Below are 26,989 nucleotides of genomic sequence, written 5' to 3'. Positions count from 1 at the left end.
GGAAGACGCCCCGCCGCGCGACGAACGATCTACAGTTGACGGGTCGCCGCACACGGGAGAAGCCGGAATGTACGACGCAGACACGGTCACCGAGGTGACCTTCGACCGCACCGACGCGCGGTCGTCGATCGCCGAGACGCTGGTTGAGCGCCTCGAAAACGCGATTCGCCGCAACCGCCTCCTGCCGGGCCACCGCCTGGGCACGAAGGACGAGCTCCGCCAGCAGTTCGGCGTCGCTCCGGCAACACTGGCCGAGGCGATCCGTGTGCTGCGGTTGCGCGGCGTGCTGGACGTGCGCCCGGGGCCGGGTGGCGGCATCTTCGTGGCCGAACAGTCACCACTGGTCCGGCTCGGCCACGACATGCTCCAACTCGGCCACGACGGTGCGTCGGTGACACACTGCCTGGCCGTCCTGGACGTGCTCGACCAGGAGGTGGCGCTCGACGCGGCCGCCCACCGCACCGAACGGGACATCGACGAGTTGGTCGAGATGATGGAGCAGCTGCGGCGATCCTGGCCGGACGCGGCCGAGGCCCAGCGCCGCAACTGGGACCTGCACCGCCGCCTCGCCCTGATCTCCCCCAACATCCTGCTGCGGACCATGTACACCCGGCTGGTCGACTACATCAGCAGAGACCTGTCCTCTGCCATAACCGCGGAGGACTTCCGCAAGGGCTCCGACGACCGGCTCCAGGTGCACGTCGACCTGGTCGAAGCGGTCATCCGGGGCGACCAGCGCGGCGCCGAGGCCATGGCCCTGCGCCACCGCGGGCTGACACGCGACGACCGCTGACCTCGGGGACCTCGAGGACGCGGAAGGGGCCGGCGCCGAACGGGCGCCGGCCCCTTCCGCGTCTTGCCCTTCTACAAGAATCATTATATAGATTTACGTGATTTTGTTCTCTGTGAGAGGAGTGAGATGACCGTCAAGCACCGCGCCGCCATCGACGAGCTGGTCTCCTACAAGCCGGGCCGGGCTCCTGTGGCGGGCCGTCCCCAGGTCAAGCTCTCTTCGAACGAGATGCCGTTCGGACCGTTGCCGACCGTGCTGGATGCGATCTCGCACGCCGCCGCCACGTTGAACCGCTACCCCGACTTCCACCGCGTGGAACTGACCGAGGCGCTGGCGAGGCGGCATGACGTGGATCCGTCGCAGGTGGTCGTGGACAACGGCTCCGGCGCGCTGCTGCAGGTCCTGGCCTCGGTCATCGCCGGTCCGGGCGACGAGATCCTCTACGCGTGGCGGGCCTTCGAGAGCTACCCCATCGTGACCGCGGTTTCGGGAGCCACCGCGGTCGCGGTCCCGCTGGACGACCAGTACGCCCACGACCTGCCCGCGATGGCGGCGGCGATCACCGACCGAACCCGCATGGTGATCATCTGCAACCCGAACAACCCGACCGGCACCGTGGTCTCCCGGGTCGAGTTGGAGAAGCTGCTCGACGCGCTTCCCGACGACGTGCTCGTGGTGCTGGACGAGGCCTACCAGGACTTCGTCACCGACCTTAGCTCGCCGTGCGGCATCGACCTCGTCGGCGAGCGGCCCAACGTCGCCGTGCTACGCACGTTCTCCAAGGCGTACGGCCTGGCCGGGCTGCGGGTGGGGTACTGCGTGACCCGGCCGGAGACGGCCGACCTGATCAGGAAGTCGATCGTCGGGTTCTCGGTCTCCACCTTGGCCCAGGCCGGTGCCCTCGCCTCGCTGGCTCCCGAGTCCGCCGTCGAACTCAAGCGGCGCATCGGACACGTCGTCGCCGAGCGCACCCGCGTGACCGACGAACTGATCCACCTGGGCGTCCCCGTCGTGCCCAGCCAGGCCAACTTCGTCTTCATGCCGATGCCCGACGGCCCGGCCATGGCCGCGGCGTTCGAGGAGCGCGGGGTCATCCTCCGCGCGTACGGCACGGACGGGCTGCGCATGACGATCGGCGCGACCGAGGAGAACGACCGCTTCCTCACCCTCGCCGCCGAACTGCTGCGGCGGTCCTGACCTTGCGGGCGCCGACGCCCCGGGCAGTCCGCTGCGGGTCGTCGGCGCCGAAGGTGGGACAGCAGGCGGTCGTCACGCCGCCATCGCGGCACAACCCACGCCGAGCCGCTCAGCCCCGAGCTGTGACGTGGCGTAGCGCGAGTGCGGCGAGCGCCACAGCCTGGTCGGCGAGCACGCCATCGTCGAAAACCGCACGAGGCGAGTGGTTCATCTCGGCCTGCGCCGGATCGACGTGGGACGGCGTCGCCCCCAGGAACACGAAGGCTCCGGGCACCTCGTCGAGCACGAACGAGAAGTCCTCCGAAGCCATCACCGGCGACTCGAGCCGATGCACGCGGTCGGCCCCGAAGGTCTCGGCCAGCGTGTGGATGGCGACTTCGGCGCGCTCCGCGTCGTTGACGGTGACCGGATAGACGATCTCGAACTCCGTCTCAGCGCGGCAGCCGTGGGCTTCCGCGATACGCGTCGCGAGCGCGGGCAACTCCGTGGCCAGGCGTTCGGACGACGCCTTCGACATGGTGCGCACCGTCCCGCCGAGCTCCGCATGCTCCGGGATCACGTTGAGCACGTCGCTCGCCGCGAGCTTCGCCACCGAGATGACGACCGGATCGAACACGGAGACGCGACGGGTGACGTACGACTGAAGCGCGAGCACGATCTCTGCGAGCACCGGTACCGGATCCACGGCCTCGTGAGGGCGCGAACCGTGTCCGCCGCGCCCGATGACCCGCACACGCAGCACGTTCGCACCGCCCATGAGCGGACCGGGACGCGTGGAGAATGTGCCGGGCGCACCGGGGAGAACGTGGATGCCATACGCCGCCTCGACGCGCTGCCCGGCCGCCTCGAGAACGCCCTCGTCGATCATCAGGGGCGCGCCCCCGCCCGCTTCCTCTCCGGGCTGGAACATGAAGACGACGGAACCGCGGATCTCGGATCGCCGAGCCGCGAGCAGCTGCGCCGCACCGACGAGGCCGGCGACGTGCAGATCGTGGCCGCAGGCGTGCATGGCACCGTTCTGCGACGCGAACTCCAGTCCGGTCTCCTCACGGATCGCAAGGGCGTCCATGTCCGCCCGCAGCAGCACCGAGGGGCCGGGCCGGTCTCCACGAAGGACGGCGGTCACGGAACTGAGGCGCTCACCCGTGCGGATCTCAAGCTCGAGCGGCTTGAGCATCTCGATGATCGCCGCCTGGGTGCGGGGCAGGTCGAAGCCCACCTCGGGTTCGCGATGCAGACGGCGTCGAAGTGCGATGAGGCCTTCGGCGAGTCCGGCGGCGTCCTCGCGCAGCGACTCGGGCGTCGACGCGCTCATCGCCCGGCCCACCGATCCGCCACGATCGGCGCGCCGCTCTCGACTCGGTAGACCTCACGTCCGTGGATGTGCACGCGCTCAACGGTCGAGCCGACCTCGAGCGGGTCGCCGCTCCACACGACGACATCGCCGTCGCGGCCTGGCTCCAGTGCGCCGACCCGCTCGTCGAGCCCGGCGATCTCAGCCGCGACCGAGCTGATCGCCGAGATCGCCTCGTCCCAGGTCAGTCCGGCTCTTCGGGCGACGGCCGCCTGGAGAACGAGAGCATCGATCGGCACCACCGGGTGGTCGGTGCAGATGGCGGTGCGGACGCCGGCCCGCGTCAGCGCGACGAGATTGTTCACGGACGCCTCGCGGGTCTCGACCTTGCCTCGGGTGCTGAGCACTGGACCGAAGATGACGGGCACGTCGCGTTCGGCCAGCTCGGCGGCGAGCCGGTGGGCCTCAGTGCCGTGGTTGAGCACGAGGCGAAGGTTGAACTCGTCGGCGATCCGCAGTGCGGTCGCGATGTCGTCGTGGCGGTGCACGTGCTGGTCCCACACGAGGTCGGCTGCCAGTGCGGCGGCGAGCGCCTCCTTGCCGAGGTCGCGTGCGAAGAACTCGCCCTTCTCTTGGGCGTCGGCCCGCCGGGCGGCGTACTCGCCCGCCGCGATGAGCGCCTTCCGGATGACGAGCGCGACGCCGAGCCGGGTGCGCGGCAGCTGACCGCGCTCCCCCCAGGCGTGCTTGGGGTTCTCGCCCAGGGCCGACTTCATCCCGACCGGATGCTTCACGACCTGCTCGTCGACGGTCCGGCCGCCCCAGGTCTTCATCGCCACGCTCGTCCCGCCGATCGGGTTGCCCGATCCGGGCTTCACGACGACGGTCGTGACTCCGCCCGCGAGCGCGTCCCGGAAGGCGCGGTCCTCGATGTTGATGCCGTCGATGGCACGCACGGCGGACATGTCAGGTGCGCTGACCTCGCTGGCATCCGCGCCCGCGGGGCCTTCACCGTCCTCGTGGGCGCCGATGTGGGTGTGCGTGTCGACGAACCCGGGGAGCACCCAGCACCCGTCCGCCTCGATGATGGGGACGCCCTTGGGTACGAGTAGATCGTCGTCGACGCGTTCGATGACGCCGTTTCGCACCAGGACCGTGCCGCGGTCGATGACGTGGCCGGTGCCGGTCACCACGCGTCCACCGACGAATGCGACATCCGCCATGCTTACTTCCCTTCCCTGCTGTTGCCGAGCGCGGCCATCTGCCGCGCGAGTGTGTCGATGCCGACGCCGGCGATGCCACATCTCGGGTTGACCCGCACGTGCGCTCCGTCAGGTCGCACGCGTGGGGATCCTGAAGGTGGATGGCACGCACGTCGTCGGCTGGGCCTCACCGTGCGAGAAAGTCGAGTCGCGCGGGTGCGCTCCCGGCGTTGTCGGTCACGCTGTTCCCTCGCGGATGAAGGCCCTGAGGTCGTCCGACAGCGCAGTCAAGCTGTGGGGATCGGTGTACATCATGTGTCCGGCCGGGTAGCGTCCCTCGCGCAGACGCGCGGCCGGCAGTCCATACTGCGAGCGCAGGTGCTCGAGCGAGCCGACGGTCGTCAGGGTGTCGAAGTATCCGGTGCCGAAGAACAGGCGCGCGCCGGCGTTCGCACGGAGCAGCGCCGCGAGGTGCGCCGGGTAGTCGAACATCGCGAAGGGCGAGGGCATCGCGCTGCCGCCGAACCGTGCGACGGCAGCGTTCTCCAGGTAGTTCCAGCGTTCATGAGCGGCGACGGCGACGCGGTAGCGCCGCTCGCGGGGGATCCCCAAGTGCTCGGTGAACAATCGCCGTGCGGCGGCATAGAAGACGGGATCGAGTCGTACGGACGCGGCGTCGATATGCGGCTCGCCTGTACCGGCTGGGGCAGGCAAGGTGTAGCGCGCGTCAGTCAGCCCGAGCACGAGCCCTCGGTCCGCCAGGAGCAGCGTACGGAACTCCTCTTTGTCGACACGCAGGCGGCGGGACCGGAGTTCCGCGGTGCCGAGTCCGGTGAAGCCCGCCAGTCGCTCGACGACGGAGGCAGGCATCTCGTCGGTGAGCAGCGCCACCGCGTACTCGTCCACGGCGAACGCATGCGCCCGGCGCACCACCTCATCCAGGGCGAGCGCGCCGTGGGCGCTCTTCCCGTGGTACCAGGCGGTGGCGGCGAGCAGCGGGAGGGCGGCGACGAACCCGACGGGGTTGCCCGGACGTTGCGTGGTCTCCTGCGCGTTCACGCACTGGCCGAGCATGGCGACGCCGGAAACCGCGACCGGCTCATCGGCGGCGAGAAGGGCTGTGGCGGTGAGTGCGGCTCGGATCGTGCCGTAGCTCTCGCCGAGCAGGTAGACAGGTGATTCGAGCCGGTTGTGGCGCTCCAGCCACGACCGTACGATCTGCGCGGTGATCGCGGCGTCGCGGTCGACGCTCGAGATCGCGGCGGGTTCGACGCCGTCAGCGAGTCGGCCGAAGCCGGTGTTGATCGGATCGACGAACACCAGGTCGGCGATGTCGATGAGGGCGTCGGGGCTCGGTGCCAGCGCGTCGCGCACGACGGGTGCGGCGTCGAGCTCACCGGGCACCGCGGCGCGCCAGGGGCCGAGCCCACCAAGGTGGAGCCACACAGAGGCACAGCCCGGCCCGCCATTGAAGAGGAAGAGCACCGGGCGCTCCGCCTCCGCCGGGTCCCGGATGTACGCGAATGTCCACGCGTCGCCGAGCGTGCGCTCCGACTCGTCGGCGATCGAGATGCGCCGCACCTCCGCCGTGAATTCAACGCGGGCGTCACGGATCACTGCGGAGTGCCGGCTCGTGTAGTGCTGGGGCATGTCGTGGTCCTCGCGAAGCCATCACCTAAATAGTTATAATCATTTAGGATGATATGAAACGGAAGTTACCACTGTCAACAGCAGCCAGGAACCGAAGCGGGGGCCCGTAGACGACGTAGCCCCACACATCGCGTGAACGGGCCATCACGGAACATTCCGCTAGGCTATTCGCAATAATCGTATGTATTGATTGGAGCAGGATGACCGATCTCGTAGCCGCAGTCGACGCGGAGGAACGCTTCGAGACCCGGCACACGATCCGATTCGGCGAGCGCACGCTCGAGTACACCGCGGCCGCGGGAACCGTCGTCGTCCAGGACGACCAGGGGCGCCCGAGGACGAGCATGTTCTACGTCGCGTACTCCGCCCTCCAGGAGGAAGGCGCCCCGAGGCGACCGATCACCTTCCTCTTCAACGGTGGACCCGGCTCGGCGAGCCTGTGGCTCAACATCGGCGGGTTCGGGCCGAAGCGCACGCCGACCGCGACACCGGCGGCGACCCCGCCCCCGCCGTACACCGTCGACGACAACCCGCACAGCCTGCTCGAGCACAGCGATCTCGTCTTCCTCGACGCCCCCGGCACCGGCTATTCGCGCCTGCTCGGCGACACATCGGCCGCGGAGGTCTGGGGCGTCGACCAGGACGTCGACGCGTTCGCCCGCGCGATCACCCGCTACCTCACCCTCACGAACAACTGGAACGCGCCCCGTTTCCTCTTCGGCGAGTCGTACGGCACGACGCGAGCGGCCGCGCTCGTGCATCGGCTGCAGAACCAGGGGCTCGACTTCAACGGCGTCGTGCTGCTCTCGACCATGCTCAACTGGGCGGAGAACCACCTCGGTCTCGACCAGGAGCACATCAACCTCCTGCCTTCGTTCGCCGCGACCGCTTGGTATCACGGCCGGTCCCGCATCGACGCGACGAGCATCGAGCAGGTGCTGGATCAGGCGCGCGAGTTCGCACAGGGCGAGTACGCGACGGCGCTCCAGCTCGGCGACCGGCTCCCCGCCGATCGTGAGCAGGCGGTCGCCGAGCGGTTCAGCGCGTTCACCGGCCTCGATGCCGACCTCGTGCGCCAGCGTCGGTTCCGCATCGGCATGGAGCCGTTCCGCTACGCCCTCCTCGCCGACAAGGGCCGGGTCGTCGGCCGCTTCGACACTCGTTTCGTCGCCGATCACCAGTACGTGGTCGGCACCGGCTCGCACGATCCCGCGACCGACGACGCGGCGACCGCCGGCGTGAACAGCGCGCACCTCTCGGCGTTCCGGGAGCACCTCGCCGGCGATCTCGGCTACACGAGCGATCTGCACTACCGCCACCTGTACAACATGGTGATCTCGCGTGCATGGGACTGGCACCACAAGGCCCCCGGCGTCGACGAACCGATGCCGGTGCCCGTCGTGAGCCTCGACCTCTCGGCGGCGATGCGCCGCAACCCGAACCTGCGGGTCGCGGTGATGGGCGGCATCTACGACCTCGCGACTCCGTTCTTCGGCGCCGAAGTCGACATCGCCAAGCTGTATCTCGCCCCGCATCTGCGCGGGAACATCGAGTTCCGTTTCTACGAATCGGGCCACATGACGTTCGTCGACGAGGTCGTCGTAGCGCGGATGAAGGCCGACCTCGCGGCCTTCTACGCCCGATCGACCGCTCACAAGCCGGTCGACCCCTCCTGACGGTTCGGCGAGCGAGGCAGAGCGAGCCGCGCGGGGCATGGGCACCGCACGGCTCGCCGATTGCCTGCGTCAGGCCACCGACGCCGTCCTCACAGTCAGCCGAGGTGCCGGATCGCCAGCGACGCGAGCGCGACGGCCTGGTCGGCGAGTACGGCGTCGTCGAAGACGACGTGCGGCGAATGGTTCGGCGCGGCCGTCTCGTGATCGATGTCGCGCGGCGTCGCGCGGAGGAAGACGAAGACCCCGGGCACTTCGCGGAGGACCTGGCTGAAATCCTCGGATCCCATGACGGGAGCGGGTGAGACGCGGACGCGCTCGTCGCCGAAGGTCGCCGACAGCGTGGCCAACGCGTCGGTTGCGAGGGCCGGATCATTGACCGTCGGGGGGCACACCACGCGTACCTCGACGTCGGCGTCGCACCCGTGGGCCGCGGCGACGCCCCTGACCAGCTCGGGAAGCTCGGCCTGCAGCCGGTCGAGCACATCCGCTGACAGCATGCGGATCGTCGCGCCGAGCTTGGCCTCATCCGTAATGATGTTGCGGGCCACTCCACCCGCCTGCAGTTGCGTCGTGGTGAGGACCACAGGGTCGAAGACGTCGAACCGGCGCGTCACGAACGTCTGGAGTGCCTGGACGAGCTCGGCGACGGCGGGCACGGGATCGACCGTGAGGTGCGGGGCGGAAGCGTGGCCGCCTCGACCCCGGACGACGACATCCAACTCGGCGCACCCGGCCATGAGCGGCCCCGGACGCGTCGAGAAGACGCCGAACTCGCCTGGTACCACGTGGATGCCGTAGGCCGCAGTGGGGCGCGCCCCCGCGGCGTCGAGCACCCCCTCGGCGATCATGCGAGCAGCGCCGTCGCCGAGCTCCTCGCCGGGCTGGAACATGAACACGACGTCGCCGGCGAGCTGTTCGCGCCGCGTGTGCAGGAGCATCGCGGCACCGACGAGTCCGGCCACGTGGAGGTCGTGTCCGCACGCGTGCATCGCGTCTCCACGCGCGCGATAGGGCAGGTCGACCTCCTCACGCATGGGCAACGCGTCCATGTCGGCACGCAGCAGCACGACCGGTCCGGGACGGCCGCCTCGTAGCACCGCCACGACCGAATCCAGTTCCTTGCCGAGCGTGACCTCGAGGTCGAGGTCCGCCAGCGCGGTGATGACCCGCTCCTGGGTCCTTGGCAACCGCAGGCCGATCTCGGGGTCCGCGTGGAGCCCGCGGCGCAGGCGGATGAGCTCGGGCAGGATCCGGCGGGCGTCCTCGTGCATCAACGCAGACCGTCCTCATCGGCGAGTCGGAGCAGGTGGTCGGTGCCCGCGTTCTCGATGCGCGGGATCGCCGACACGAGCGCCTGGGTGTACGGATGGCGCGGATTCGCGACGATCTCCTCTGCGTCACCGTACTCGACCACGCGTCCACGGCTCATCACCGCGGTGGTATCGGCGATATAGCGGACGGCGGCGAGGTTGTGGGTGATGAAGATCATCGAAAGTTCGAGCTCACGCTGCAGGTCGCGGATGAGGTTGAGCACCGCGCCCTGGACCGAGGCGTCGAGCGCCGAAGTGATCTCGTCGGCGACGATGAGCCGCGGACGCACGGCGAGGCACCGCGCGATGGCCACGCGCTGTCGCATCCCGCCCGATATCTGCGACGGGTACTGGCCTGCGACCGCCGGCTTCAGGCGCACGAGCTCGAGCAGTTCGCGGACGGATGCGGCCCGCTGCTTCGCGTTGAGGTCGCGGTGCGTGGTCAGGGCCTCCTCGATCGTCTCGCCGACGGTCATACGCGGGTTCAGCGACGAGTAGGGGTCCTGGAAGATCATCTGCACGCCTTGGGCACGGTGACGACGATCCACGCCGCGCGTATGCAGTAGGTCGTCGCCGTCGAGCGTGATGCGCCCGGATGTCGCGCGCTGCAGCCCGGCGACCGTGCGTGCGACGGTGGACTTGCCCGACCCCGACTCCCCGACCAGGCCCACGATCGTACCGTGCGGTACGGTCAGCGAAACCCCGTCGACGGCGTTGAAGGCGCGTTGACGGTGACCGAAGGTCACGACCAAGTCCTCGATGACGAGTTCGGCCATCAGGCTCCTACCTCCTCGCGTCCAGGTGTCGTGTCAGGTGCGATCGCGTCTTGCGGATGCCAGCACGCGACCCGGCCGCCGTGGCGGTGCGGAACAGGGACGGGGGTCTCGGTCCGGCAGAGCTCGGTCGCGAACGCGCAGCGGGCGGCGAAGGCGCACCCCGTTATGGGACGCGACAGGTCCGGCGGCTCGCCGGGGATCGTCACCAGCGGCGTGGTTCGGTCGGTGTCGAGGTCGGGAAGCGATGCGGTGAGCGCCCTTGTGTAGGGATGCGCAAGCCGCTCCGGGGTCGCGAGGAGGGCGATGTCGACGTCCTCGACGACGCGGCCGGCGTACATCACGAGAACCCGCTGGCAGAGCTCGGCCAGGACGGCGACGTCGTGCGACACGACGATGGCGGCCGCGCCCGACTCGGCGCACTCGCGACGGAGAAGCGCGAGCACACGCCGTTGGACGGTCACGTCGAGCGCCGTGGTGGGCTCGTCGGCGATGATGAGCGACGGCGAGCCGATCTGCGACATCGCGATGAGCGCACGCTGGCGCATGCCTCCTGAGAACTCGTGCGGGAACTGCTGAGCGCGGTGCGCGGCATCGGGGATCTGCACGTCGTCGAGCGCTCGGACCGCCATCTCATGCGCCCGTCTACGGCCGACGGCGCCATGGACGCGCGGGATCTCGGCGAGCTGGGTACCGACGCGCAGGGCGGGATTGAGCGCCATGAGGGAGTCCTGGAAGACCACGCCGACGCGGGTCCCGAGCACCTTGCCCGCAGCCGCGGGCGTGAGGCCGGTCAGGTCCTCGCCGTCGAAACGGAGCCGTCGGGCGGTCACGGCCGCACCCGCCGGGGCGAGCTGCGCGACCGACATCATGGTGACGCTCTTGCCGCTGCCGGACTCGCCGACCACGCCCACGATCTCACCCGGGGCGATGCGGAAGGAAACATCCTGGACGGGGCGAATCCAGCCGTCCGGTCCGGGAAAGGAGACCGAGAGTCCGTCGACCTCGAGAAGCGGGACGATCGTCTCCGCGCAGTCGGTCGCGGACGCGGACGGCGTCTCCGCCGGTCGCTCGGCGACCGGTGCCGGGCCGAGCCGGCGAGGCGACAACGCCTTCCCGTGCTCGCGGTTGCGCAAATGCGCGGCGAGCGACTCACCGAGCATGCTGAACGCGAGGCCGGCGAACACGACGGCGACACCGGGACCGATGGCGGCGACGGGCGAGTTGTACACCTCACCGAATCCCTCGCTGAGCAGGCGTCCCCAGTCGAAGTCCGGCGGCTGCACGCCGACGCCGAGGAAGCTCAGGCTGGACAGCGCGAGCAGGCCACCTCCGATCGAGGTGGTCACGTTGACGATGACGGGCTCGGCGATGTTCGGAAGCACGTACCGCGTGAACTGGCGCCTCCGAGAGACACCGAGCATGCGCGCGGCGGCAAGGAACTCTGAGCCGCCGACGCGCGAGGAGAGCGTCTGCGCGAGGCGCGCGAACGACGGTGTCATCGTGAGCGCGAGGGCGACCACCGCGGTCGTGGCCCCCGGCCCGAGGAGAACTACCGTGAGCATGGCCACGAGGAGCACCGGGAACGCGAGCCACGTGCTGACGACGCTCGCGAACCAACGCTGGGCGCGAGCGCCGAACACCGCGGGCATGGCCCCGAGCAGCAGGCCGATGCACGCGCCGATGAGTGTCGCCGCGATGGCCATCACGAGCGAAAGCCGGGTGGCCACGAGCGTGCGGAGGAGGATGTCGCGACCGAGCTTGTCGGTGCCGAGCAGGTGCTCAGCGGACAGGGGCAGCGCGATGGAGTCGGGATCCGCCGCCACGGCCTCGTCGCCCCACACGACCGGAGCGAACACGGCGAGCAGGACCAGCACCCCGAGCATGCACACGGCGATGATCGCCATCGGCTGCCGCGACAGTGCGGAACGGCGGGTCGTCATGAGGTCTCCAGGAGCGAGGTACGCCGGTCGAGCAGGGAGAGCACGAGGTCGACGAGCAGGTTGACGACGAGGATGATCGCGGCGTACACGAGCGCGAGGCCCTGGACGATGCCGTAGTCCTTCGTCGTGATGGCTCCTACGAATGCCATTCCGAGCCCCGGCCAGTTGAACACCTGCTCGACGAGCACGCTGCCCGCGATCATCGCCCCGAGCAGCGTCCCGCCGATCGTGAGCGTCGCGGTGAGCATGTTCGGCAGGGCGTGCCGGAAGTAGACCATCCAGGCGGGGAGCCGCTTCGAGCGCGCCGTACGCACATAGTCATCCTTGAGCGTGTGGAGAGCCTCGATACGGGCGATGCGTGAGATGGACGCGGCCGCCGACACGGAGAGGGCGATCACGGGCAGCAGGTACGACGCCGGGCCTGTGCGCCCGGCGACGGGGAACGCGTGCAGCGTGATGGCGAAGACGATGACGAGGACCACGCCCAGGAGGTATTCGGGGATGGCGGCGATGAAGGCCGTGACCCCCGTGAAGACCGTCTCGACGCCGCGGCGGCCGTTGCCCTGGGTGATGATCGCGATGCCGAGACCCACCGGGACGGCGACGAGCAGCACGACGAGGAAGGCGATGCCGGCGAGCTCGAGCGTCGCGGGCAGCCGGTGCGAGACGAGCTCGGTGACGGAGCGGCCCGTGATGATCGAGACACCGAGATCGCCGCGGAACAGACCCGCGAGATAGTCGAAGTACTGCACGATGAGGGGATCGTTCAGGCCGAGCATCTCCCGTCGGGCCTGCACCACGCTCTCGTCGGCGGTCGCGCCGAGCGCGGAACGGACGGGGTCGCCCCCCGCCATCCGCAGCACGAGGAACGCGACCGTGATGATCACCCACATCGCGACGAGCATGCGCCCCGTGCGGCGCAGAAGGAAGCCGAGCCACCGGTAGCCGCCGCGGCGGCTACCGGACACGGATGTCGAGGGCGTCATCAGACTACTTCGACTCCGACACGCGCAGGCTGGTGGGCACTACGAGCGTGTTCGAGTTCAGGTTGAACTTGACGCCGTTGCCGTAGGCGGTCTCGGTCGACTCGTACAGCGGCAGCACTTCGAGGTCCTTGACCAGCGACCGCTGCGCGGCCTCCCAGCTGCCGCAGCTCTTTTCGCCGGCCTGGCCCTGGGCCGTGGCGGCCAGGTCGAAGAACTCCTGGTTGGTGTTGTACGTCCAGTTGCCGCCCTTCGGGGGGAAGTCACCCGAGAGGATGCCCTGCCACGTGTTCGGCAGGGTCGTCGAGATGGGAGCCCACAACATGTCCCAGTCGCCACCCTGGAAGATGACGTCGGTGTACGACGGCGACGGCGTCGGGGTCGCCTTCACCCCGATCTCGGCGAGCTGCTGCTGGATGAGTTCGATACCCGAGACGGCCGACTTGTCGGAGTTCGCGGGATAGAGCAGCACGAGCGACAGCGGCTTGCCGTCCTTCTCCCGGGTGCCGTTCGCGCCCTTCACCCAGCCGCCCTTGTCGAGCGCGGCCGCCGCGGCGTCCTTGTCGAACGCCGTGAGCGCCGGAGTGATGTCGGTCGTCTTGCAGACGTTGCTGTACGACGTCGTGAGGCTCTTCATCGGCGTGCCGCGACCGCCCGTGCTCACCTTGCCGACCGCGTCGCGGTCGATGGCGCCGGCGAGCGCCTGGCGCACGGCGAGGTCGTGGGTCGCGCGACCCTTGGCCTGGTTGAAGAACACCAGGCCCGGGCGAGCCGGCACGTCGATCTTGTTGAGGCCGAGCGAGTCGAGACGCTGGCGATCGTCGCCGGCGATGAGCCCGAGGTTCACCTCACCCGACTGGAGCATGTTGGCGATCGTCGACTCGCTCTCGACGACCTGGACGGTCACGGTGGCGGGCAGTCCTTGCGTCTTGGCGGTCACTCCACCGGCGCCCCATCCGTACTCGGGGCGGAGCTTGAGCGTGTAACTCTGGCCGGGCGACGACTCGGCGAGCTTGTACGGGCCGGTGCCGATCCACTCCTTGTCGAGCTTGCTGGGGTCGGCCGAGCCTGCGTGGCAGACGACCGGCATGAGGCCGATCGTCGCGAGCAGGAAGCTCTGCGGGGTGTCACTGTGGAACGTGACAGTGCGGCTCGCGTCATCGGCGTCGATCTTGAGTCCGGTGGCCGGGAAGTACACGCCGCGGTACGGGGATCCGGTCTCCTTGAGGCCGGCATAGTCGAAGCTCGCCTTGACGTCGCTTGCGGTCAGCGGGGATCCGTCGGCGCAGACGATGCCGTTCTTGAGGGTGAAGCGCAGCTCGGTGGTCGACTCCTCCCACTTCTCGGCGAGCAGTCCCTGCGGGTCGGCGCCAGCCGTGAAGGACACGAGAGACTCGTAGCCGAACGCGGCGAGGTTCTGGGCCGCCACGGTCGCGTTCTTTATGGGGTTGAGCTGGCCCGGGTCGCCGGCGAGCGCGTAGGTGACGCCGTCCGACGCTGCGTCGCCATTGCCGGTCGCGCTGCAGCCGGTCAGCGCGAGCACGCTCGCACCTACGGCACCGACGAGGGTAACAATGCTTCGTTTCATGGTGGTCCTTCAACACAGGCGCGGAGCACACGCCCGGCACTAAATGAATGTTATGAATTATGTAGATACTGATGTTTCGACGGTGTAACGATTCGTGACACGAACCTCAGGCGCGCGAGACCGCCATGACCCACGCGCGCTCAATGAACCGCCCGACCCGCACCCCTCCCCCTCCGCGGCCGAGCCTGCACCGCCCAGAGCCGCCATACGGGACGCCGGCGTCGCGCCGGCCTGATCCGAGATCCCCATGCGGCGCTCCGGGAATCGCCGCCGATGGCAATGGAGTCGATCCGGTCGGCACACGAGCACAGCGCATGGGAGGCGACATCGAACCGGACGCCGGGGATGGAGAAGCCGCGCGGGACCCCATGGACGCTGGGCGCGTCGGCGAGCAGATCACTATCGGCCTGTTCCTTCATCGGACCCCTCCCCCCGCTGATGGCGAAACACTGTATTCGTTACAATGATTCATGGCAACCATGTGTGACCTGCGTGATCACGACGCGCCGGTCCTGCCCGTCGAGAGGCGAACTCCCGCCTGCTCGCACCGCCGGCCGAAGGCGATCGAGGCGTACTGGGCTGACCGCCCGGGTCGCTCGCTTCGAACTTCCGCTTCACCAGCTCCGACGCGGCCGCAGCCCGCCATCCGCGATCACCGGGCGGCAGCCCTTACGCCGGGAGACACCGGCCGGCCGGGCGCGCGCATAAGCCGGGCCACTCACTTGCGGCCCACCTTCTTCCCGTCGATCGCGCGCAGGTCGGCGTGGATGCGTGGCGCCCCATACACCTCGTCGGAGGTCGTATGGTGCCGGTGGATCGGGCCAGCTCGTCCTTCTCGGCGCTGGTCAGGCCTTCTTGGCGGCAGCCGTCATCGAGGTCGGCCTGACGCACCCAGGTACGGATCGACTGCGCGGAGGACTCGAACTCCTTGGCGAGCCCCTCCGGTGACTGTCCCGCACGCGCCAGTTCCACCATCTGCCGGCGGAATTGCGGCGGATAGTTGTTCGGCACAGTGGACTCCTTCCGGGAACCAGGGTTACCCAGAGGTCAGGAGTCCGCCAAACCGGGCCGACTTCACTCGACGGGCCGACCCGCCAGATCATGCACGAGGCCGGGGCCGGATCGTCACCGACGACGGACCGGTCATCCTGACCCTCCCCTAACGCCCGAGAGAACGCCGGGCGGCGGAAACCGCGCCCCGCTCTCCTCGCTAACGCCGTTGGCCGTTCGGGTCGCTACTCAAGGGCCGAGGCGCCCGCGACCTGCGCGACGGCCTGGTCCATGCCCTCATCGGCGTCCCGCTCCGGGGTCTCGCTGAGGCCGAGCTGGAGATGCTCGACGTGGTAGAGAGCCTGGTCGAGGAGCTCGGCGACGTGATGGTCGTACAGCCCGTAGACCACCGACCGGCCACGCCGCTCCCCCACCACGAGGCCGAGGTTGCGCAGCAGGCGAAGCTGGTGGGAGCAGGCGGACTGCTCCATCCCGACCGCCGTGGCCAGCTCGGTCGCGGGCAGGGGCCCTTCCCGCAACCGGGCCAGGATCAGCAGGCGGGACGGGGTGGCGAGGGCCTGCAGTGTGGCCGCCACCTTCGGTGCGCTGGCCGCGTCCAGGCGGGCACGGGGAACGGCGGTTCGCGTGACGGGGACGGTCTTGTGGCCCATGGCGGACAGTCTACCCGCGATAGATGAAAGGGTGTTCATGTATTCCTGTATGGTGGATGGGGTCGGTACACCCCCGCCCGTACGAAAGGGCCCTCCACCATGTCCTCCGCCGTGAACACAGCGCCCGGCGCGCGCGACACGCCCAGACGCAGAACGCGCGTCTTCGCGCTTCCGGAGGCCCGCTGGGCCGCCGCCGCGACGGTGTTCTTCCTGCTCGCGCTGCCCCTGCAGCTGCTGGGCGCGCCCGCGTGGGCATGGGGCCCGCTGTACGGCCTGGCCTACATCGCCGGGGGCTGGGAGCCGGCCAGGTCCGGGCTGCTGGCGCTGCGTGACAAGACCCTGGACGTGGACCTGCTGATGATCGTGGCGGCGATCGGAGCGGCCTGCATCGGGCAGGTCATGGACGGCGGCCTGCTCATCGTCATCTTCGCCACCTCCGGCGCGCTGGAGGCGCTGGCCACCGCCCGCACCGCGGACTCGGTGCGCGGCCTGCTCGACCTCGCGCCGGCCACCGCCACCCGGCTACTCGCCGACGGCCGCGAGGCGGTCGTCCCCACGACCGATCTGGCGGTCGGCGACGTGATCCTGATCCGGCCCGGCGAGCGGGTGGGCGCCGACGGCCGCGTGTTGTCCGGAGCCGGCGAGGTGGACCAGGCCACCATCACGGGCGAGCCGCTGCCGGTGGTCAAGGAGGTCGGCGACGAGGTCTTCGCCGGCACCGTGAACGGCACCGGCGCCATGCGCGTGCGGGTGGACCGGGACGCCTCGGAGTCGGTCATCGCCCGGATCGTGGCCATGGTCGAGGAGGCGTCCAGGACCAAGGCCAGGACGCAACTCTTCATCGAGAAGGTCGAGCAGCGCTACTCCGCCGGGATCGTCGTCGCCACGCTCGCCGTCTTCGCCGTGCCGCTGGCCCTGGGCGCCGATCTCACCGGGGCCCTGCTGCGCGCCATGACCTTCATGATCGTCGCCTCACCCTGCGCGGTCGTCCTGGCCACCATGCCGCCGCTGCTGTCCGCCATCGCCAACGCGGGACGGCACGGCGTGCTGGTCAAGTCCGCCGCCGTGATGGAACGCCTCGGACAGGTGGACGCGGCCGCGCTGGACAAGACCGGCACACTGACCGAGGGCACCCCGTACGTCACGGAGGTGCGGGTGCTGCGCGGATCCGGCCTGGACGACCACGGCCTGCTCGCCCTCGCCTCGGCGGCCGAGCACCCCAGCGAGCACCCGCTGGCCCGCGCGGTCGTCGACGCCGCCCGCGCCCGCGGTGTCGGCGTGCCCGTGGCGGAGGACTTCACCTCCACACCCGGCACCGGGGTGGCCGCCACCGTGCGGGGTCGCAAGGTCGCGGTCGGCAGCCCGATCCGGATGCTGGACCAGACCCGCAGCCCGGACGCCGCGGCCCTGGTCGCCGAGCTGGAGACGGAGGGCCGCACCGCGGTGCTGGTGGAGGTCGACGGCAGCCCCGCCGGGGTGATCGGCATCGCCGACCAGGCGCGCCCCGAGGCGGCCGCGACCGTGACCGCGCTGGCCTCACTGACCGGAACGTCCCCGGTCCTGATCACCGGCGACAACCCGCGCGCGGCGGAGCGCCTGGCGAGCGAGGCGGGCATCGCCGACGTCCGTGCCGGGCTGCTCCCCCAGGACAAGGTGGCCGTCGTCCGCGACCTGCAGTCGACCGGCCGCAAGGTGCTGGTGGTCGGCGACGGCGTCAACGACGCGCCGGCGCTCGCCGCCGCGCACACGGGGGTCGCGATGGGCCGGGCCGGGTCCGATCTCGCCCTGGAGACGGCCGACGCCGTGGTCGTGCGCGACGAGCTGATCACCATCCCCACCGTCGTCGCGCTGTCGCGGCGGGCCAGGCGGCTGGTCGTGCAGAACCTGGTGATCGCGTCGGTGTTCATCTCGGGCCTGGTGATCTGGGATCTGGCCGGCACCCTGCCACTGCCGCTCGGCGTCCTCGGGCACGAGGGCTCGACCGTGATCGTGGGCCTCAACGGCCTGCGGCTGCTGCGCGAGGCAGCCTGGCTGCGCGCCCGCGCGGACGTGGAGGCGCCGGCTTGAGGGTGAGGACGTCGCGCGAGAGGACGTCTGGAATCCCGTGCGTCCCCTCGGTGCGTGGACGCTGGTCGCCATCCGTATCAAGCCATCCGTATCAAGCCATCCGTATCAAGCCATCCGTATCAAGCCATCAGTGTCGGCTGCCGTGTCGAAGGGGACCTTAAGGAATCCGTAAGCGGGCTCCGCCAGGCTGAAGGAACATGAACGCAGCGGGCCGGACGGATCCGCTCTTCCCCCAACGCGAGAGAAGGAACGGCAGATGGCGAGCAGACTGGTGGTTTCGACCTTCGTGTCGCTGGACGGTGTCATGCAGGCTCCCGGCGGGCCCGGCGAGGACGATTCCAACGACTTCCAGCACAGCGGATGGCTGCCCCCGCACGTGGACGAGGGGTTCGGCCGCATCATGGGCGAGCAGTTCGACCGCGCGGACGGCATGCTTCTGGGGCGCAGGTCGTACGACATCCTCGCTTCGCACTGGCCCGGCGTGCCCGACGAGGAGGGCGGCGCCAAGATCAACAGCATGCCGAAGTACGTCACCACCAGGACGCCGATGAACGCCGAGTGGCGCAACACTCAGGTCCTGGTGGGCGAGGCGGCTCAGACGGTCGCCGATCTCAAGCGGAGCACCGACGGCGAGATCCTCGTCCAGGGCAGCAGCGACCTCATTCATTCGTTGCAGAAGGCCGAACTGGTCGACGAGTACCGTCTGCTGACCTTCCCCGTCGTCCTCGGCCAGGGAAAGCGGCTGTTCGCCGAGGGGACCGCTCCGGCCGGGCTGAAGCTCACCGGGTCGACCGTCACCGACGCCGGCGTCGTGTACATGACGTACGAGTGGGCGGGCAAGCCCTCGTACGGTTCTGTCGTATAACGCCCTCTCCGGCGCCGCGAGGCCGAGCCCGGCGGCGTCGCGGGTGGGTCGCTTCGGCGGCGTCGGCCGGGGTCATCCGTACTGGTGGTGGCGCAGGACCCGGGCGAGCAGGCCGGCCAGCTGGTCCCGCTCCTCGGCGGCGAGCGGAGCGAGCAGGACGTCCTGGACCTCGGCCAGCACGTCGTCGAGCCGCCGGAGCTGCCGCACCCCGGCCGGTGTGATCGTGATGATGTTCCTGCGCCGGTCGCTGGGGTCGGGAGCGCGTTCGAGCAGCTTCCTGTCGGCGAGCTCATTGATCATCGCGACCATGTCGCTGCGGTCGACACCGCACCGGCGGCCCAGCGCCGCCTGGCTGGCCGGCCCGAACTCCTCCAGCGCGGCCAGCAGCCGGTAGTGGTAGGCGCGCGCGTCCACGGCGGCGAGCCCTTCGGAGACAAAACGATGGGCATGTGTCGCGGTCTGCGTGATCAGCCAGCTCGGCGTGGTCATCAACCGCGCGGGGGCGGCGCTGTCGGCCGTCTCGTCCACCATCTCGCGAGTCTAGCAAGTTTGTTGGCATAACCCACGATCGCCTGCCCGGCCCTCGCCGACAGCGCAAAGGATGCAGAGAGTTCTTCGCAGAGGACACTATGCAGAGGACACGCTGCAAGATGTAGGGTGCCGGGATGACCCACGAGTCCGAACACGGCCTGCCTCCCACCAAGCCCAGGCGGCGGCTCGACTCCCGAAGCCTGCGCGGGCTGGCTCACCCTCTGCGGATGAGCATCCTGGAGCTGCTGACGATCGACGGCCCCGCCACCGCCACGGGGCTCGCCGCGCGTCTCGACGAGAACACCGGCACGGTGAGCTGGCATCTGCGGCACCTCGCCCAGCACGGCTTCATCGAGGAGGAGGTGGGGCGCGGAACCAAGCGTGAGCGCTGGTGGCGGGTGGTCGACGAACCCAAGATCCTTTCAACGGCCGACTTCCGCGACGATCCCGACGCCAGGGGCGCCCTCTCGGTCTATATGCACGAGCTGGTGCAGCAGTACTTCAACCGGGTCGTGACCTACCTGAACGAGGACTGGGACGACGACTGGCAGCGAGCCGGCACCATCTCCGACTGGCGAGACCTGCGGATGACGCCCGCCCAGCTCAAGACGCTCAACGCCGAACTGATGGCCGTCATCGCCCGCCACACCCTTCCGCAGGACGCCGAACCCGCCCCGGGCGCGCTGCCGATCATCGTGCAGATCCAGTCGTTCCCCCGCGGGAGGCGGGGCGGCGCATGAGTCGCGACACGCGCGGCGGTGGCCTCCTGCGCCGCCATCGCGACTTCCGGCTGCTGTGGTGCGGTGAGACCTCGGGCAAGTTCGGCGCCTCGGTCACGCGCGTGACCATGCCGCTGATCGCCGTCTCCACGTTGCACGCCGGTACGTTCGAGGTCGGCCTGCTGAGCGCCTCCGCCTGGTTGCCCTGGCTGGTCATCGGCCTCCCCGCCGGCGTCTGGGTGGACCGGACGCGCCGCAAGCCGATCATGCTGGCCGCCGCCGCGGTATCCCTCGTGCTGTTCGCCGCCGTTCCGGTGGCGGGATGGACCGGCCATCTGAACGTGGGCCTGCTGCTGGTCGTGGCGCTGCTGACAGGCGCGGCCGCGGTGTTCTTCCAGACCGCCTACACCGCCTACCTCCCCAGCATTCTCGACGCCCGCGACCAACCCGAGGGCAACGCCAAGCTGCACGGCAGCGCGTCAGCCGCACAGATCGCCGGGCTCGGAGCCGCGGGCCTGGTCGCGCAGGTGGCGGGTGCGGTGAACGGGATGCTCGTCAACGCGGGGACGTTCCTCGTCTCCGTCCTGTGCCTGACGGGCATCCGGCACCGGGAACCACCCGCCGACAGGATCGGCCTCCGTTCCGGGGCGCTGCTCGGCGACGTCGGGGACGGCCTGCGGCTGGTCGTCCGCGATCCCTGGCTTCGTACGCTGACGCTCTTCGGATCCGCCTCCAACCTGGCCCTCATGGGCTACCAGTCGATCCAGGTCGTCTTCCTCGCCGAGAGCGTCGGCCTGGCTCCCGGCGCGATCGGCGGACTCATCGCCGCCACCAGCAGCGGTGGCGTCGCGGGGGCCCTCGTGGCACGTGGGGTCGCCGAGCGGATCGGTACGGCCCGGGCGACGCTGGTGTTCGAACTCGGGCTCGCGGTGTTCGCGCTGCTCATCCCGCTCTCTTTCGCCGGAGCCGGGCTCTCGCTCTACGTGATCGGCGGATTCTGCGTCTCGGCGGGCGTGGTGGCCGGCAATGTGATCAAGGCGAGCTTCCAGCAGCGTTACTGTCCGCCGGAGCTCCTCGGTCGCCTGACGGCGAGCATCTCCTTCCTGAATTACGGAACGATCCCGCTGGGAGCTCTGCTCGCCGGAGGACTGGGCGCCGTGCTCGGTGTTCGCCCGGCCATGTGGATCATGACCGCCGGGGTCCCGGCCGCCGCGCTGATCCTGCTCTTCTCCCCGATCCGGCGCTCGCGGGACCTACCGGCCTCCCGCCGGGCGTACGGCGAGCCGGGGCTGCCGCTTCCCGATGCGGAGCCGGTTCTGCCACCTCGCTGACCGGCGTCGCCGGTGGAAGGCCGGACCGCCCGCTCGCGGCGTCCTCACCGGTCGACGCACCCGGCCGTCGACCACCTCGGCCCGCGCCGCGAACTCCCGCTCCCGGCGTGAAGCGCGAAGGGCAGACGAGGCCGAAGATCCGGCATACTGGCGCGACTCGATCTTTCGTGATCTTTCCCCTGAAGGACCCCGTATGAATGTGTGCTGGGTGCCGGTACGCTCCCTGCGCCCGATCCGCGCCTTGGGAACCACGGCCGTGGTCCTGCTCGCAGTGTCGGCCGTCGCGTCCGCCGGGATGTCCACGGCGTACCTCGTCGGCGGCGAGCCCCACGACCGGCGGTCCTGGCTTCTGATCGGTCTGTACGCGCTCGCCCATGTCCCGGCGGGGATCGCCGTCCTCGGCTGGCTGTCGCGCGCCCGCGCCAACGCGTACGCCATCTCCCCGGAGTGCTTCCACCGGTACGCCGCGCTGTTCATGATGGCGGGCTGGTTCCTGCCCGTCGCCAACCTGTTCGTCCCCAAAGGCATCATCGACGACATCTGGGCCGCATCGAGGCCGGGCCACGGTCCGCGCGGCTTCGGCGGCGACCTCCGTACGGCCCTCCGGCCGGCTCTCGTCTGGACGTGGTGGCTCGCCTACCTGGCGATGATCGCGGCCGGAGGAGCGGCGGCCCGCGTCATGTCCAGCAGGAAGCCGCTCGGCTCCATCACTCTGGTGAGCAAGGATGTCCTCGCCCCCGCGGTTCTCGCCGCTCATGTCGTGCTGGCGCTGGTCGCGGGCGCGCTCGCCATCGCGGTCGTCCTGAAGATCACCGCATTTCAGGAGATCGCCCGCGTACCCGAGGCGGAACCGGTCGCCTGACCACCGCCGCCGAGCCGCCGGGCTCCTGTCACCGGGATCCGCGCTGCGCATCCCTGCGCGTCGGGTGAAGCCGTTGGCGGGCTCTCGGGCGCTCGGTCCCGGGCGCGCGTCGGGAGCTACGGTGACCGGGGGCCGTCGAGCAGTGCCCCGGCGATCGTCTTCTGCTCCGGTGCGACAGCGGTCTCGCCGTCCTCGACGTCCCAGAGCGCGTTCTGCAACACACGGCCGAGCGTCCATCCCGTCGCGCGCCGCCGGTCCAGGCCGAGAATCTCCGTCATCAGGTCGAAGCGGCGCCGTACGGCACGGGCCACATCGCCACTGGCGACGACCTCGTCCCATCGGTCACCCAGTGCGGGGAGCAGCTCGAACCCCGGGTCACCGGCGAGCGGCTTGGGGTCGATCGCCAGCCACGGCTCCCGCGCGGATGACGACGGGTGGGGAGCCAGGACGTTGTCGTAGTGCAGGTCCCAGTGCAGGAGCCGGTCGCCGGCCCCCCCGAGCAGGTCCCGTACGGCGCCCGCGCAGGTGTCGAGCAGGCGACGGTCGGAAGGGTCGGGAAGGCGGGCGAGGGCCCACGGGAGCTGTTCGAGCATCGCGGCGGCGACGTCCGCCAGGCGCCGCAGCCCCTCCGGCGCGGGGAGGGCGACCAGCCGGGCCAGGAGTTCGGACAGGATCCGGATGGCGGCCATGTCGTCGTGGACGGTCGAGAGCGATCGGGACGCGTCCAGCCGTTCCAGCAGCATCACCCCCGATTCTGTCGCGTCGTGCAGGAGCCGGACCGCCCCGTCCCCATCCCAGGCACGCAGGGCGACCGGCTCGCCACGGGTCTCCTCGTCGACGGGCTGGAGCTTGAGGGCCGCCGGGGCGCCGTCCGCGCGGACGACCGGCAGCACGAGTGCCACGGCTCCGTGCGATGGCGGACCGTCGGCGCGCAACTGCCATCGGTCCATGAAGTCGGCGGCCAGATCCGGCAGCGCGGCGATCCAGGCACGGCCCGCCGCGCCGCGATACCTGTCGTGGGAGGCGGCCAGGGCGGCCGGAACCTCGATCCCGGACCCGGCCGAGCCGTGCGGTCCCGGTGGGCCGGGACACCCCTGTGCTACCGGTCCACCGACATCGATCCCTGGACGGCACTCCGCGCTCATGATCGCAACCTAGGCGGTTTCCGGGCGGCGGGCGGCGACGCGCCGCCTTCAGGATGGGGCACCTCCGGCATCACATCGTGCCGCGGGGTGGATTGGAGGCGCGTCACCCCGGGTCTGGTCACGCTATCGGGAGGTCGACACACAGAACTCATTGCCATCGGGATCGGCCATCACTACCTGACCGACCTCGCCCTGGCCGATGTCGATTCGAGTCGCTCCGAGGGAGATGAGACGGTCGACCTCCGCTTGCTGATCACCGTGCGTAGGTGGAGCGAGGTCGAAGTGCAGTCTGTTCTTCCCGGTCTTCGGCGCCACTGGCGGACCGCCCCACGTGATCTTCGGACCGCCGTGCGGCGAGCGGATGGCGGTCTCCTGGTTCTGGTCCCAGACCAACGGCCACCCCAGCGCCTCGCTCCAGAAGTACCCGACCTCCTGCGAACCGTCGCACGAGAGCGCTCCGATGAATCCGCAGTCAGCGAGGAACTTGTTGTCCGGCCCGATGACGCAGAACTCGTTGCCTTCGGGGTCGGCGAGCACCACATGATCCTCTTCCGGGCGTTGCCCGACGTCGATGTGCCGCGCACCGAGTTCGAGCGACCTCGCCACCGTCTGCTGCTGGTCTTCGAGGGACGTGCTCGTCAGATCGAAGTGCATCTGGTTCGGGCCGGTCTTCTTCTCCTGGGACGGAAGACATCGGATCCGGAACCCGGTGTCATCGCTCGGCAGGAGCGTGATGCCATCGTGGGGGTCGTTCACCGTCTCCCAGCCCAGGACTCCGGCCCAGAAGCGGGCGAGACGGAGCGGGTCGTTCGCATCGAAGCAGAGCGCGACGAGCTGAGCAGTCATCCCGCATCTCCAATCTATTGACTCACAGGCGTAGACAGGGCACGTCCTCCCACGCATGACGGAAGCCAACGCTAACCAGCTCGAGGACGGCGACGCCAACGCATTTGGGTCAGACGGTGACGCTTCCGCACGATCCGCGATCAGGACAGTGGACGATTGACCCCAAGACCGGCGCCACCGGCGGCAGAGCTTGTTGGGATGCCGTTAACCGACAGGCCAGGGGCCGCCAAACTTCGAAAATCCCTCGCCCGCGAGCCATACCAAACGGGGTTAATACTTCGGTTCCTACCGCTGGTATTGCCAGGCGCCTATAGTCAAGGCATGGCCAAGGAGAAGACGTCGATCAGCATCGCGCCGTGGATCCTCGAGAAGGCACGAGCCCACGCGGAGGCGAACGGCCTCAGCCTGTCCGCCGTCATCGAGCGCGGGCTGCTCCGCGAGATCACGGCACACCACGACCAGATGACGCGCGCCGCGTTCTACGGCTCCCCGGCGACCGCCGGGCAGGAGGCCGACGAGGCCGCGATGGCCGACGACATGCGCCTCGCGCTGAAGGACAAGCAGGGCGGGGCCGCGGCGTGACCCACCGCTTCGGGGAGCTCTGGACGGTACGGCTGGCCGACCGCGAGGAGGTCAGGCTCGTCGTGTCCGGCGACTTCTACCACACGTTGTACGGCGACAACGTGCTGACCGCGTACGTCGAAGCCGCCGACATGGCGGGCGCGCTCACGGCCTTCTCGGTCGACGTGGGCGGCGGCCGCGCCGCGATGATCGACCGGATCACGACCGTCCACGCCGGCCGGTTGCAAGAGAAGGTCGGCGACATTCCCGAGCCCAAGCTCGTCGATGTACGCGGGATGCTCGCGGCGATTTTCGGATTCGCCAACTGAGGCCGTGAGGGGGCCGCCCGCTTCGAAGCTCCAGGGGTCTCGCCTCGGCGGGCGGTGAGCAGGGCCTCGATGTCGGCGATGGCCCGCACGTTCTCCCGACCATGTACGGCACCGGCCTGCCCGTCCTTCAGCCCGAGCCGATCGTCACATACGCGTCGCTCGGCCCGGACGGGCCCGTGGTCACCGGCTCGGGCAGCCACGGCCGCCGGACGCGCGTCCCGGGTGACCCGGGCGAAGCGGAGCTGGTCCGGGCCGAGCTCACGCCAGATCGAGGGTGGAAGTCAGCCGAACCAGCCGGGGACGTCGAGGCGGAACACGTCCTGCGGGGTGACCGCGCGTAGGTCGGCCTCCAGCGCGCGGAGCCGTTCCTCCCCCAGTTTCGCGGCCCAGCCCGCCCGCAGCTCTTCGAAGATCCGCGCCGACCTGGTCAGCGCGTCCAGGCCGCGCGGCGTCAGCCGTACGATCTTGCGGCGGGTGTCGTGCGGGTCGCGGGCGCGCTCGACGTAGCCGAGGCGTTCCAGCGTCTCGACGGTCTTTCCGGCGGCCTGCTTGGAGACCCCGAGCGCCCGGCCCAGCTCGACCGCGGTCGTGCCGCGCATACCGATCGCCTGCATGACGAACCCGTGCATCGGCCGTACCTCCGGATGCCCCTGCCGGGCGAGCTCGGCGTGCAGCGCGTCGATGAGGGTGCGAAATCCCAGGAAGAGCCGCAGGGGCAGCTCGAAGCCGGGAGGGTCGTTTGACACGATAGACAACCTGGTTCACTATTTAGACAACGTAGTTGCCTAGTTTAGGAGACGCGGACATGCCTGTCATCCGTGCCGACCAAGCCCGCCGGTCTGAGACCCCCGGCGGCGTCATGACCACCTTCGCCTCGCCCACCCAGGGCGGTACGGCGGCAGCGCTGTGGCGCGTGGACGCGAACCCCGACGTGGCGGGCCCGCCGCACGACTTCGACACCGAGCAGGTGTGGGCCTTCACGGCCGGCGCCGCGACGGTCGAGCTGGGCGGCGAGACCTTCGAGGTCGCCCCGGGCGACACGGTCGTCATGCCCCCTTCGACCCCGCGTCGGGTCACCGCCGGGCCCGAGGGCTACTCCGCCGTGGTGACCGCCGCCGCCGGAGCGACGGCCCTGCTCGCCGACGGCACCGTGCACGGCGTGCCGCCGTGGATCGCCTGACCCGCACACCCCCGTCACCACATCGAGAACCGGTTCGCCCGACCACTGAGGAGATCCCTGATGCCCGTCATCCATTCCGGCGACGCCCGCAGGACCACCACGCCCAACGGCGTCATGACCACGCTCGCCTCGCCCACCCAGGGCGGCGCGGAGCGGGCCATGTGGCGCGTGGACATGCCGGCCGGCACCGAGGGCCCGCTGCACGCCTTCGACACCGAACAGATCTGGACCCTGCTCACGGGTGGTTGCACCCTCGAGATCGACGGCGAACGGCTCCATGTCGCTCCCGGTGACACGATGGTGCTGCCCGCCGACGTGACCCGCCAGATCTTCGCCGACCCTCACGACGGCTTCGCCGCCGTCGTGACCGCGCCGGCGGGCGCCCGGGTCTACAACCCCGGCGGCGTCTCGGCCGCCGACGCGTGCGACCTCGCCCCCAAGGGCACCGATCGGATCGTGCCGCCCTGGGTCGCCTGACGTACG

Annotated in this window: 26 protein-coding genes; 12 read left to right on the top strand and 14 right to left on the bottom strand. The window is 69.9% G+C overall.

Features of this window, described 5'->3' with window-relative positions:
* Nucleotides 1–67 precede the first annotated feature (67 nt).
* Nucleotides 68–793, top strand: coding sequence for a FadR/GntR family transcriptional regulator (locus AB0I59_RS15130; RefSeq protein ID WP_061258535.1), 726 nt, complete (start codon nt 68–70; stop codon nt 791–793).
* A gap of 126 nt (nt 794–919) precedes the next feature.
* Nucleotides 920–1,990 (top strand): histidinol-phosphate transaminase, encoded by a 1,071-nt coding sequence (hisC, locus tag AB0I59_RS15125; RefSeq protein WP_358133062.1) that lies wholly within the window; start codon nt 920–922, stop codon nt 1,988–1,990.
* Between the two features lie 109 nt (nt 1,991–2,099).
* Here the strand turns inward: hisC and AB0I59_RS15120 are convergent, their stop codons facing one another.
* The 3 genes from AB0I59_RS15120 to AB0I59_RS15110 all read right to left on the bottom strand — a co-directional run bounded on the left by AB0I59_RS15120 (nt 2,100) and on the right by AB0I59_RS15110 (nt 6,136).
* A complete protein-coding gene (locus AB0I59_RS15120) occupies nt 2,100–3,305 on the bottom strand; it encodes a M20 metallopeptidase family protein (RefSeq protein WP_061258654.1) in 1,206 nt (401 codons plus the stop codon).
* Nucleotides 3,302–4,507: an amidohydrolase family protein gene (locus AB0I59_RS15115; RefSeq protein ID WP_358133059.1), complete on the bottom strand. Its 1,206-nt coding sequence runs from the start codon at nt 4,505–4,507 to the stop codon at nt 3,302–3,304. The genes AB0I59_RS15120 and AB0I59_RS15115 overlap by 4 nt, the downstream gene beginning before the upstream one ends.
* Before the next feature lie 216 nt (nt 4,508–4,723).
* Complete coding sequence (locus AB0I59_RS15110; protein WP_358133056.1) at nt 4,724–6,136, bottom strand: S10 family serine carboxypeptidase-like protein; 1,413 nt, start codon at nt 6,134–6,136, stop codon at nt 4,724–4,726.
* Between the two features lie 200 nt (nt 6,137–6,336).
* Here AB0I59_RS15110 and AB0I59_RS15105 point away from each other — a divergent pair, with 200 nt between their 5' ends.
* A complete protein-coding gene (locus tag AB0I59_RS15105; protein WP_358133054.1) occupies nt 6,337–7,812 on the top strand; it encodes a S10 family peptidase in 1,476 nt (491 codons plus the stop codon).
* A 95-nt stretch (nt 7,813–7,907) separates the two neighbouring features.
* On the opposite strand, the gene AB0I59_RS15100 is transcribed toward AB0I59_RS15105, so the two are convergent.
* From AB0I59_RS15100 to AB0I59_RS15070, 7 genes are all read right to left on the bottom strand, one after another.
* Nucleotides 7,908–9,083: a M20 metallopeptidase family protein gene (locus AB0I59_RS15100; RefSeq protein WP_358133051.1), complete on the bottom strand. Its 1,176-nt coding sequence runs from the start codon at nt 9,081–9,083 to the stop codon at nt 7,908–7,910.
* Nucleotides 9,083–9,898: an ABC transporter ATP-binding protein gene (locus AB0I59_RS15095; protein WP_358133048.1), complete on the bottom strand. Its 816-nt coding sequence runs from the start codon at nt 9,896–9,898 to the stop codon at nt 9,083–9,085. The genes AB0I59_RS15100 and AB0I59_RS15095 overlap by 1 nt, the downstream gene beginning before the upstream one ends.
* Nucleotides 9,898–11,838 (bottom strand): dipeptide/oligopeptide/nickel ABC transporter permease/ATP-binding protein, encoded by a 1,941-nt coding sequence (locus tag AB0I59_RS15090; protein WP_358133045.1) that lies wholly within the window; start codon nt 11,836–11,838, stop codon nt 9,898–9,900. The genes AB0I59_RS15095 and AB0I59_RS15090 overlap by 1 nt, the downstream gene beginning before the upstream one ends.
* Nucleotides 11,835–12,806: an ABC transporter permease gene (locus AB0I59_RS15085; protein ID WP_358133042.1), complete on the bottom strand. Its 972-nt coding sequence runs from the start codon at nt 12,804–12,806 to the stop codon at nt 11,835–11,837. The genes AB0I59_RS15090 and AB0I59_RS15085 overlap by 4 nt, the downstream gene beginning before the upstream one ends.
* A gap of 22 nt (nt 12,807–12,828) precedes the next feature.
* Nucleotides 12,829–14,409 carry an ABC transporter substrate-binding protein gene (locus AB0I59_RS15080; protein WP_082777262.1) on the bottom strand — a complete coding sequence of 527 codons (1,581 nt, stop codon included), beginning with the start codon at nt 14,407–14,409 and terminating at the stop codon, nt 12,829–12,831.
* Between the two features lie 718 nt (nt 14,410–15,127).
* Nucleotides 15,128–15,226 carry an IS3 family transposase gene (locus tag AB0I59_RS15075; protein WP_358133417.1) on the bottom strand — a complete coding sequence of 33 codons (99 nt, stop codon included), beginning with the start codon at nt 15,224–15,226 and terminating at the stop codon, nt 15,128–15,130.
* Between the two features lie 418 nt (nt 15,227–15,644).
* Nucleotides 15,645–16,070, bottom strand: coding sequence for an ArsR/SmtB family transcription factor (locus tag AB0I59_RS15070; RefSeq protein WP_061258545.1), 426 nt, complete (start codon nt 16,068–16,070; stop codon nt 15,645–15,647).
* A 111-nt stretch (nt 16,071–16,181) separates the two neighbouring features.
* On the opposite strand from AB0I59_RS15070, the gene AB0I59_RS15065 reads away from it, so the two are divergent.
* Both AB0I59_RS15065 and AB0I59_RS15060 read left to right on the top strand, forming a co-directional pair.
* Complete coding sequence (locus AB0I59_RS15065; protein WP_358133038.1) at nt 16,182–18,137, top strand: heavy metal translocating P-type ATPase; 1,956 nt, start codon at nt 16,182–16,184, stop codon at nt 18,135–18,137.
* 256 nt (nt 18,138–18,393) lie between these two features.
* On the top strand, nt 18,394–19,002 hold the full coding sequence (locus tag AB0I59_RS15060; RefSeq protein WP_061258547.1) for a dihydrofolate reductase family protein: 609 nt from the start codon (nt 18,394–18,396) through the stop codon (nt 19,000–19,002).
* Nucleotides 19,003–19,074: 72 nt separating this feature from the next.
* On the opposite strand, the gene AB0I59_RS15055 is transcribed toward AB0I59_RS15060, so the two are convergent.
* Entirely contained in the window at nt 19,075–19,533 is a 459-nt protein-coding gene (locus tag AB0I59_RS15055) for a MarR family winged helix-turn-helix transcriptional regulator (protein ID WP_061258548.1), read from the bottom strand.
* A gap of 134 nt (nt 19,534–19,667) precedes the next feature.
* On the opposite strand from AB0I59_RS15055, the gene AB0I59_RS15050 reads away from it, so the two are divergent.
* The 3 genes from AB0I59_RS15050 to AB0I59_RS15040 all read left to right on the top strand — a co-directional run bounded on the left by AB0I59_RS15050 (nt 19,668) and on the right by AB0I59_RS15040 (nt 22,445).
* Complete coding sequence (locus AB0I59_RS15050) at nt 19,668–20,273, top strand: winged helix-turn-helix domain-containing protein (protein WP_358133034.1); 606 nt, start codon at nt 19,668–19,670, stop codon at nt 20,271–20,273.
* A complete protein-coding gene (locus tag AB0I59_RS15045; protein ID WP_358133031.1) occupies nt 20,270–21,583 on the top strand; it encodes an MFS transporter in 1,314 nt (437 codons plus the stop codon). Before AB0I59_RS15050 ends, AB0I59_RS15045 begins: the two co-directional genes overlap by 4 nt.
* A 208-nt stretch (nt 21,584–21,791) precedes the next feature.
* Entirely contained in the window at nt 21,792–22,445 is a 654-nt protein-coding gene (locus AB0I59_RS15040) for a DUF4328 domain-containing protein (protein ID WP_358133029.1), read from the top strand.
* Between the two features lie 116 nt (nt 22,446–22,561).
* Here the strand turns inward: AB0I59_RS15040 and AB0I59_RS15035 are convergent, their stop codons facing one another.
* Together AB0I59_RS15035 and AB0I59_RS15030 are read right to left on the bottom strand one after the other, a co-directional pair.
* Nucleotides 22,562–23,590: an aminoglycoside phosphotransferase family protein gene (locus tag AB0I59_RS15035; RefSeq protein ID WP_358133026.1), complete on the bottom strand. Its 1,029-nt coding sequence runs from the start codon at nt 23,588–23,590 to the stop codon at nt 22,562–22,564.
* Between the two features lie 123 nt (nt 23,591–23,713).
* Nucleotides 23,714–24,436: a VOC family protein gene (locus AB0I59_RS15030; protein WP_358133024.1), complete on the bottom strand. Its 723-nt coding sequence runs from the start codon at nt 24,434–24,436 to the stop codon at nt 23,714–23,716.
* A 321-nt stretch (nt 24,437–24,757) separates the two neighbouring features.
* Between AB0I59_RS15030 and AB0I59_RS15025 the strand changes: the two genes are divergently transcribed.
* Nucleotides 24,758–25,018 carry a hypothetical protein gene (locus AB0I59_RS15025; protein WP_061258552.1) on the top strand — a complete coding sequence of 87 codons (261 nt, stop codon included), beginning with the start codon at nt 24,758–24,760 and terminating at the stop codon, nt 25,016–25,018.
* Nucleotides 25,015–25,326: a type II toxin-antitoxin system PemK/MazF family toxin gene (locus tag AB0I59_RS15020; RefSeq protein WP_061258553.1), complete on the top strand. Its 312-nt coding sequence runs from the start codon at nt 25,015–25,017 to the stop codon at nt 25,324–25,326. Before AB0I59_RS15025 ends, AB0I59_RS15020 begins: the two co-directional genes overlap by 4 nt.
* A 281-nt stretch (nt 25,327–25,607) precedes the next feature.
* Here the strand turns inward: AB0I59_RS15020 and AB0I59_RS15015 are convergent, their stop codons facing one another.
* Nucleotides 25,608–26,072 carry a MarR family winged helix-turn-helix transcriptional regulator gene (locus tag AB0I59_RS15015; RefSeq protein ID WP_358133021.1) on the bottom strand — a complete coding sequence of 155 codons (465 nt, stop codon included), beginning with the start codon at nt 26,070–26,072 and terminating at the stop codon, nt 25,608–25,610.
* 59 nt (nt 26,073–26,131) lie between these two features.
* Between AB0I59_RS15015 and AB0I59_RS15010 the strand changes: the two genes are divergently transcribed.
* Nucleotides 26,132–26,506, top strand: coding sequence for a cupin domain-containing protein (locus AB0I59_RS15010; protein ID WP_061258556.1), 375 nt, complete (start codon nt 26,132–26,134; stop codon nt 26,504–26,506).
* A 60-nt stretch (nt 26,507–26,566) separates the two neighbouring features.
* Nucleotides 26,567–26,983, top strand: a complete 417-nt coding sequence (locus AB0I59_RS15005) for a cupin domain-containing protein (protein ID WP_358133018.1) — start codon at nt 26,567–26,569, stop codon at nt 26,981–26,983.
* Nucleotides 26,984–26,989 lie beyond the last annotated feature (6 nt).

Origin of the sequence: Microtetraspora glauca (assembly GCF_040656155.1) — a bacterium.
In the GTDB taxonomy this organism is placed as follows: domain Bacteria; phylum Actinomycetota; class Actinomycetes; order Streptosporangiales; family Streptosporangiaceae; genus Microtetraspora; species Microtetraspora glauca.
Note: the sequence above shows the minus strand (reverse complement) of the source record. Positions and strands in the feature narration are given on the sequence as shown.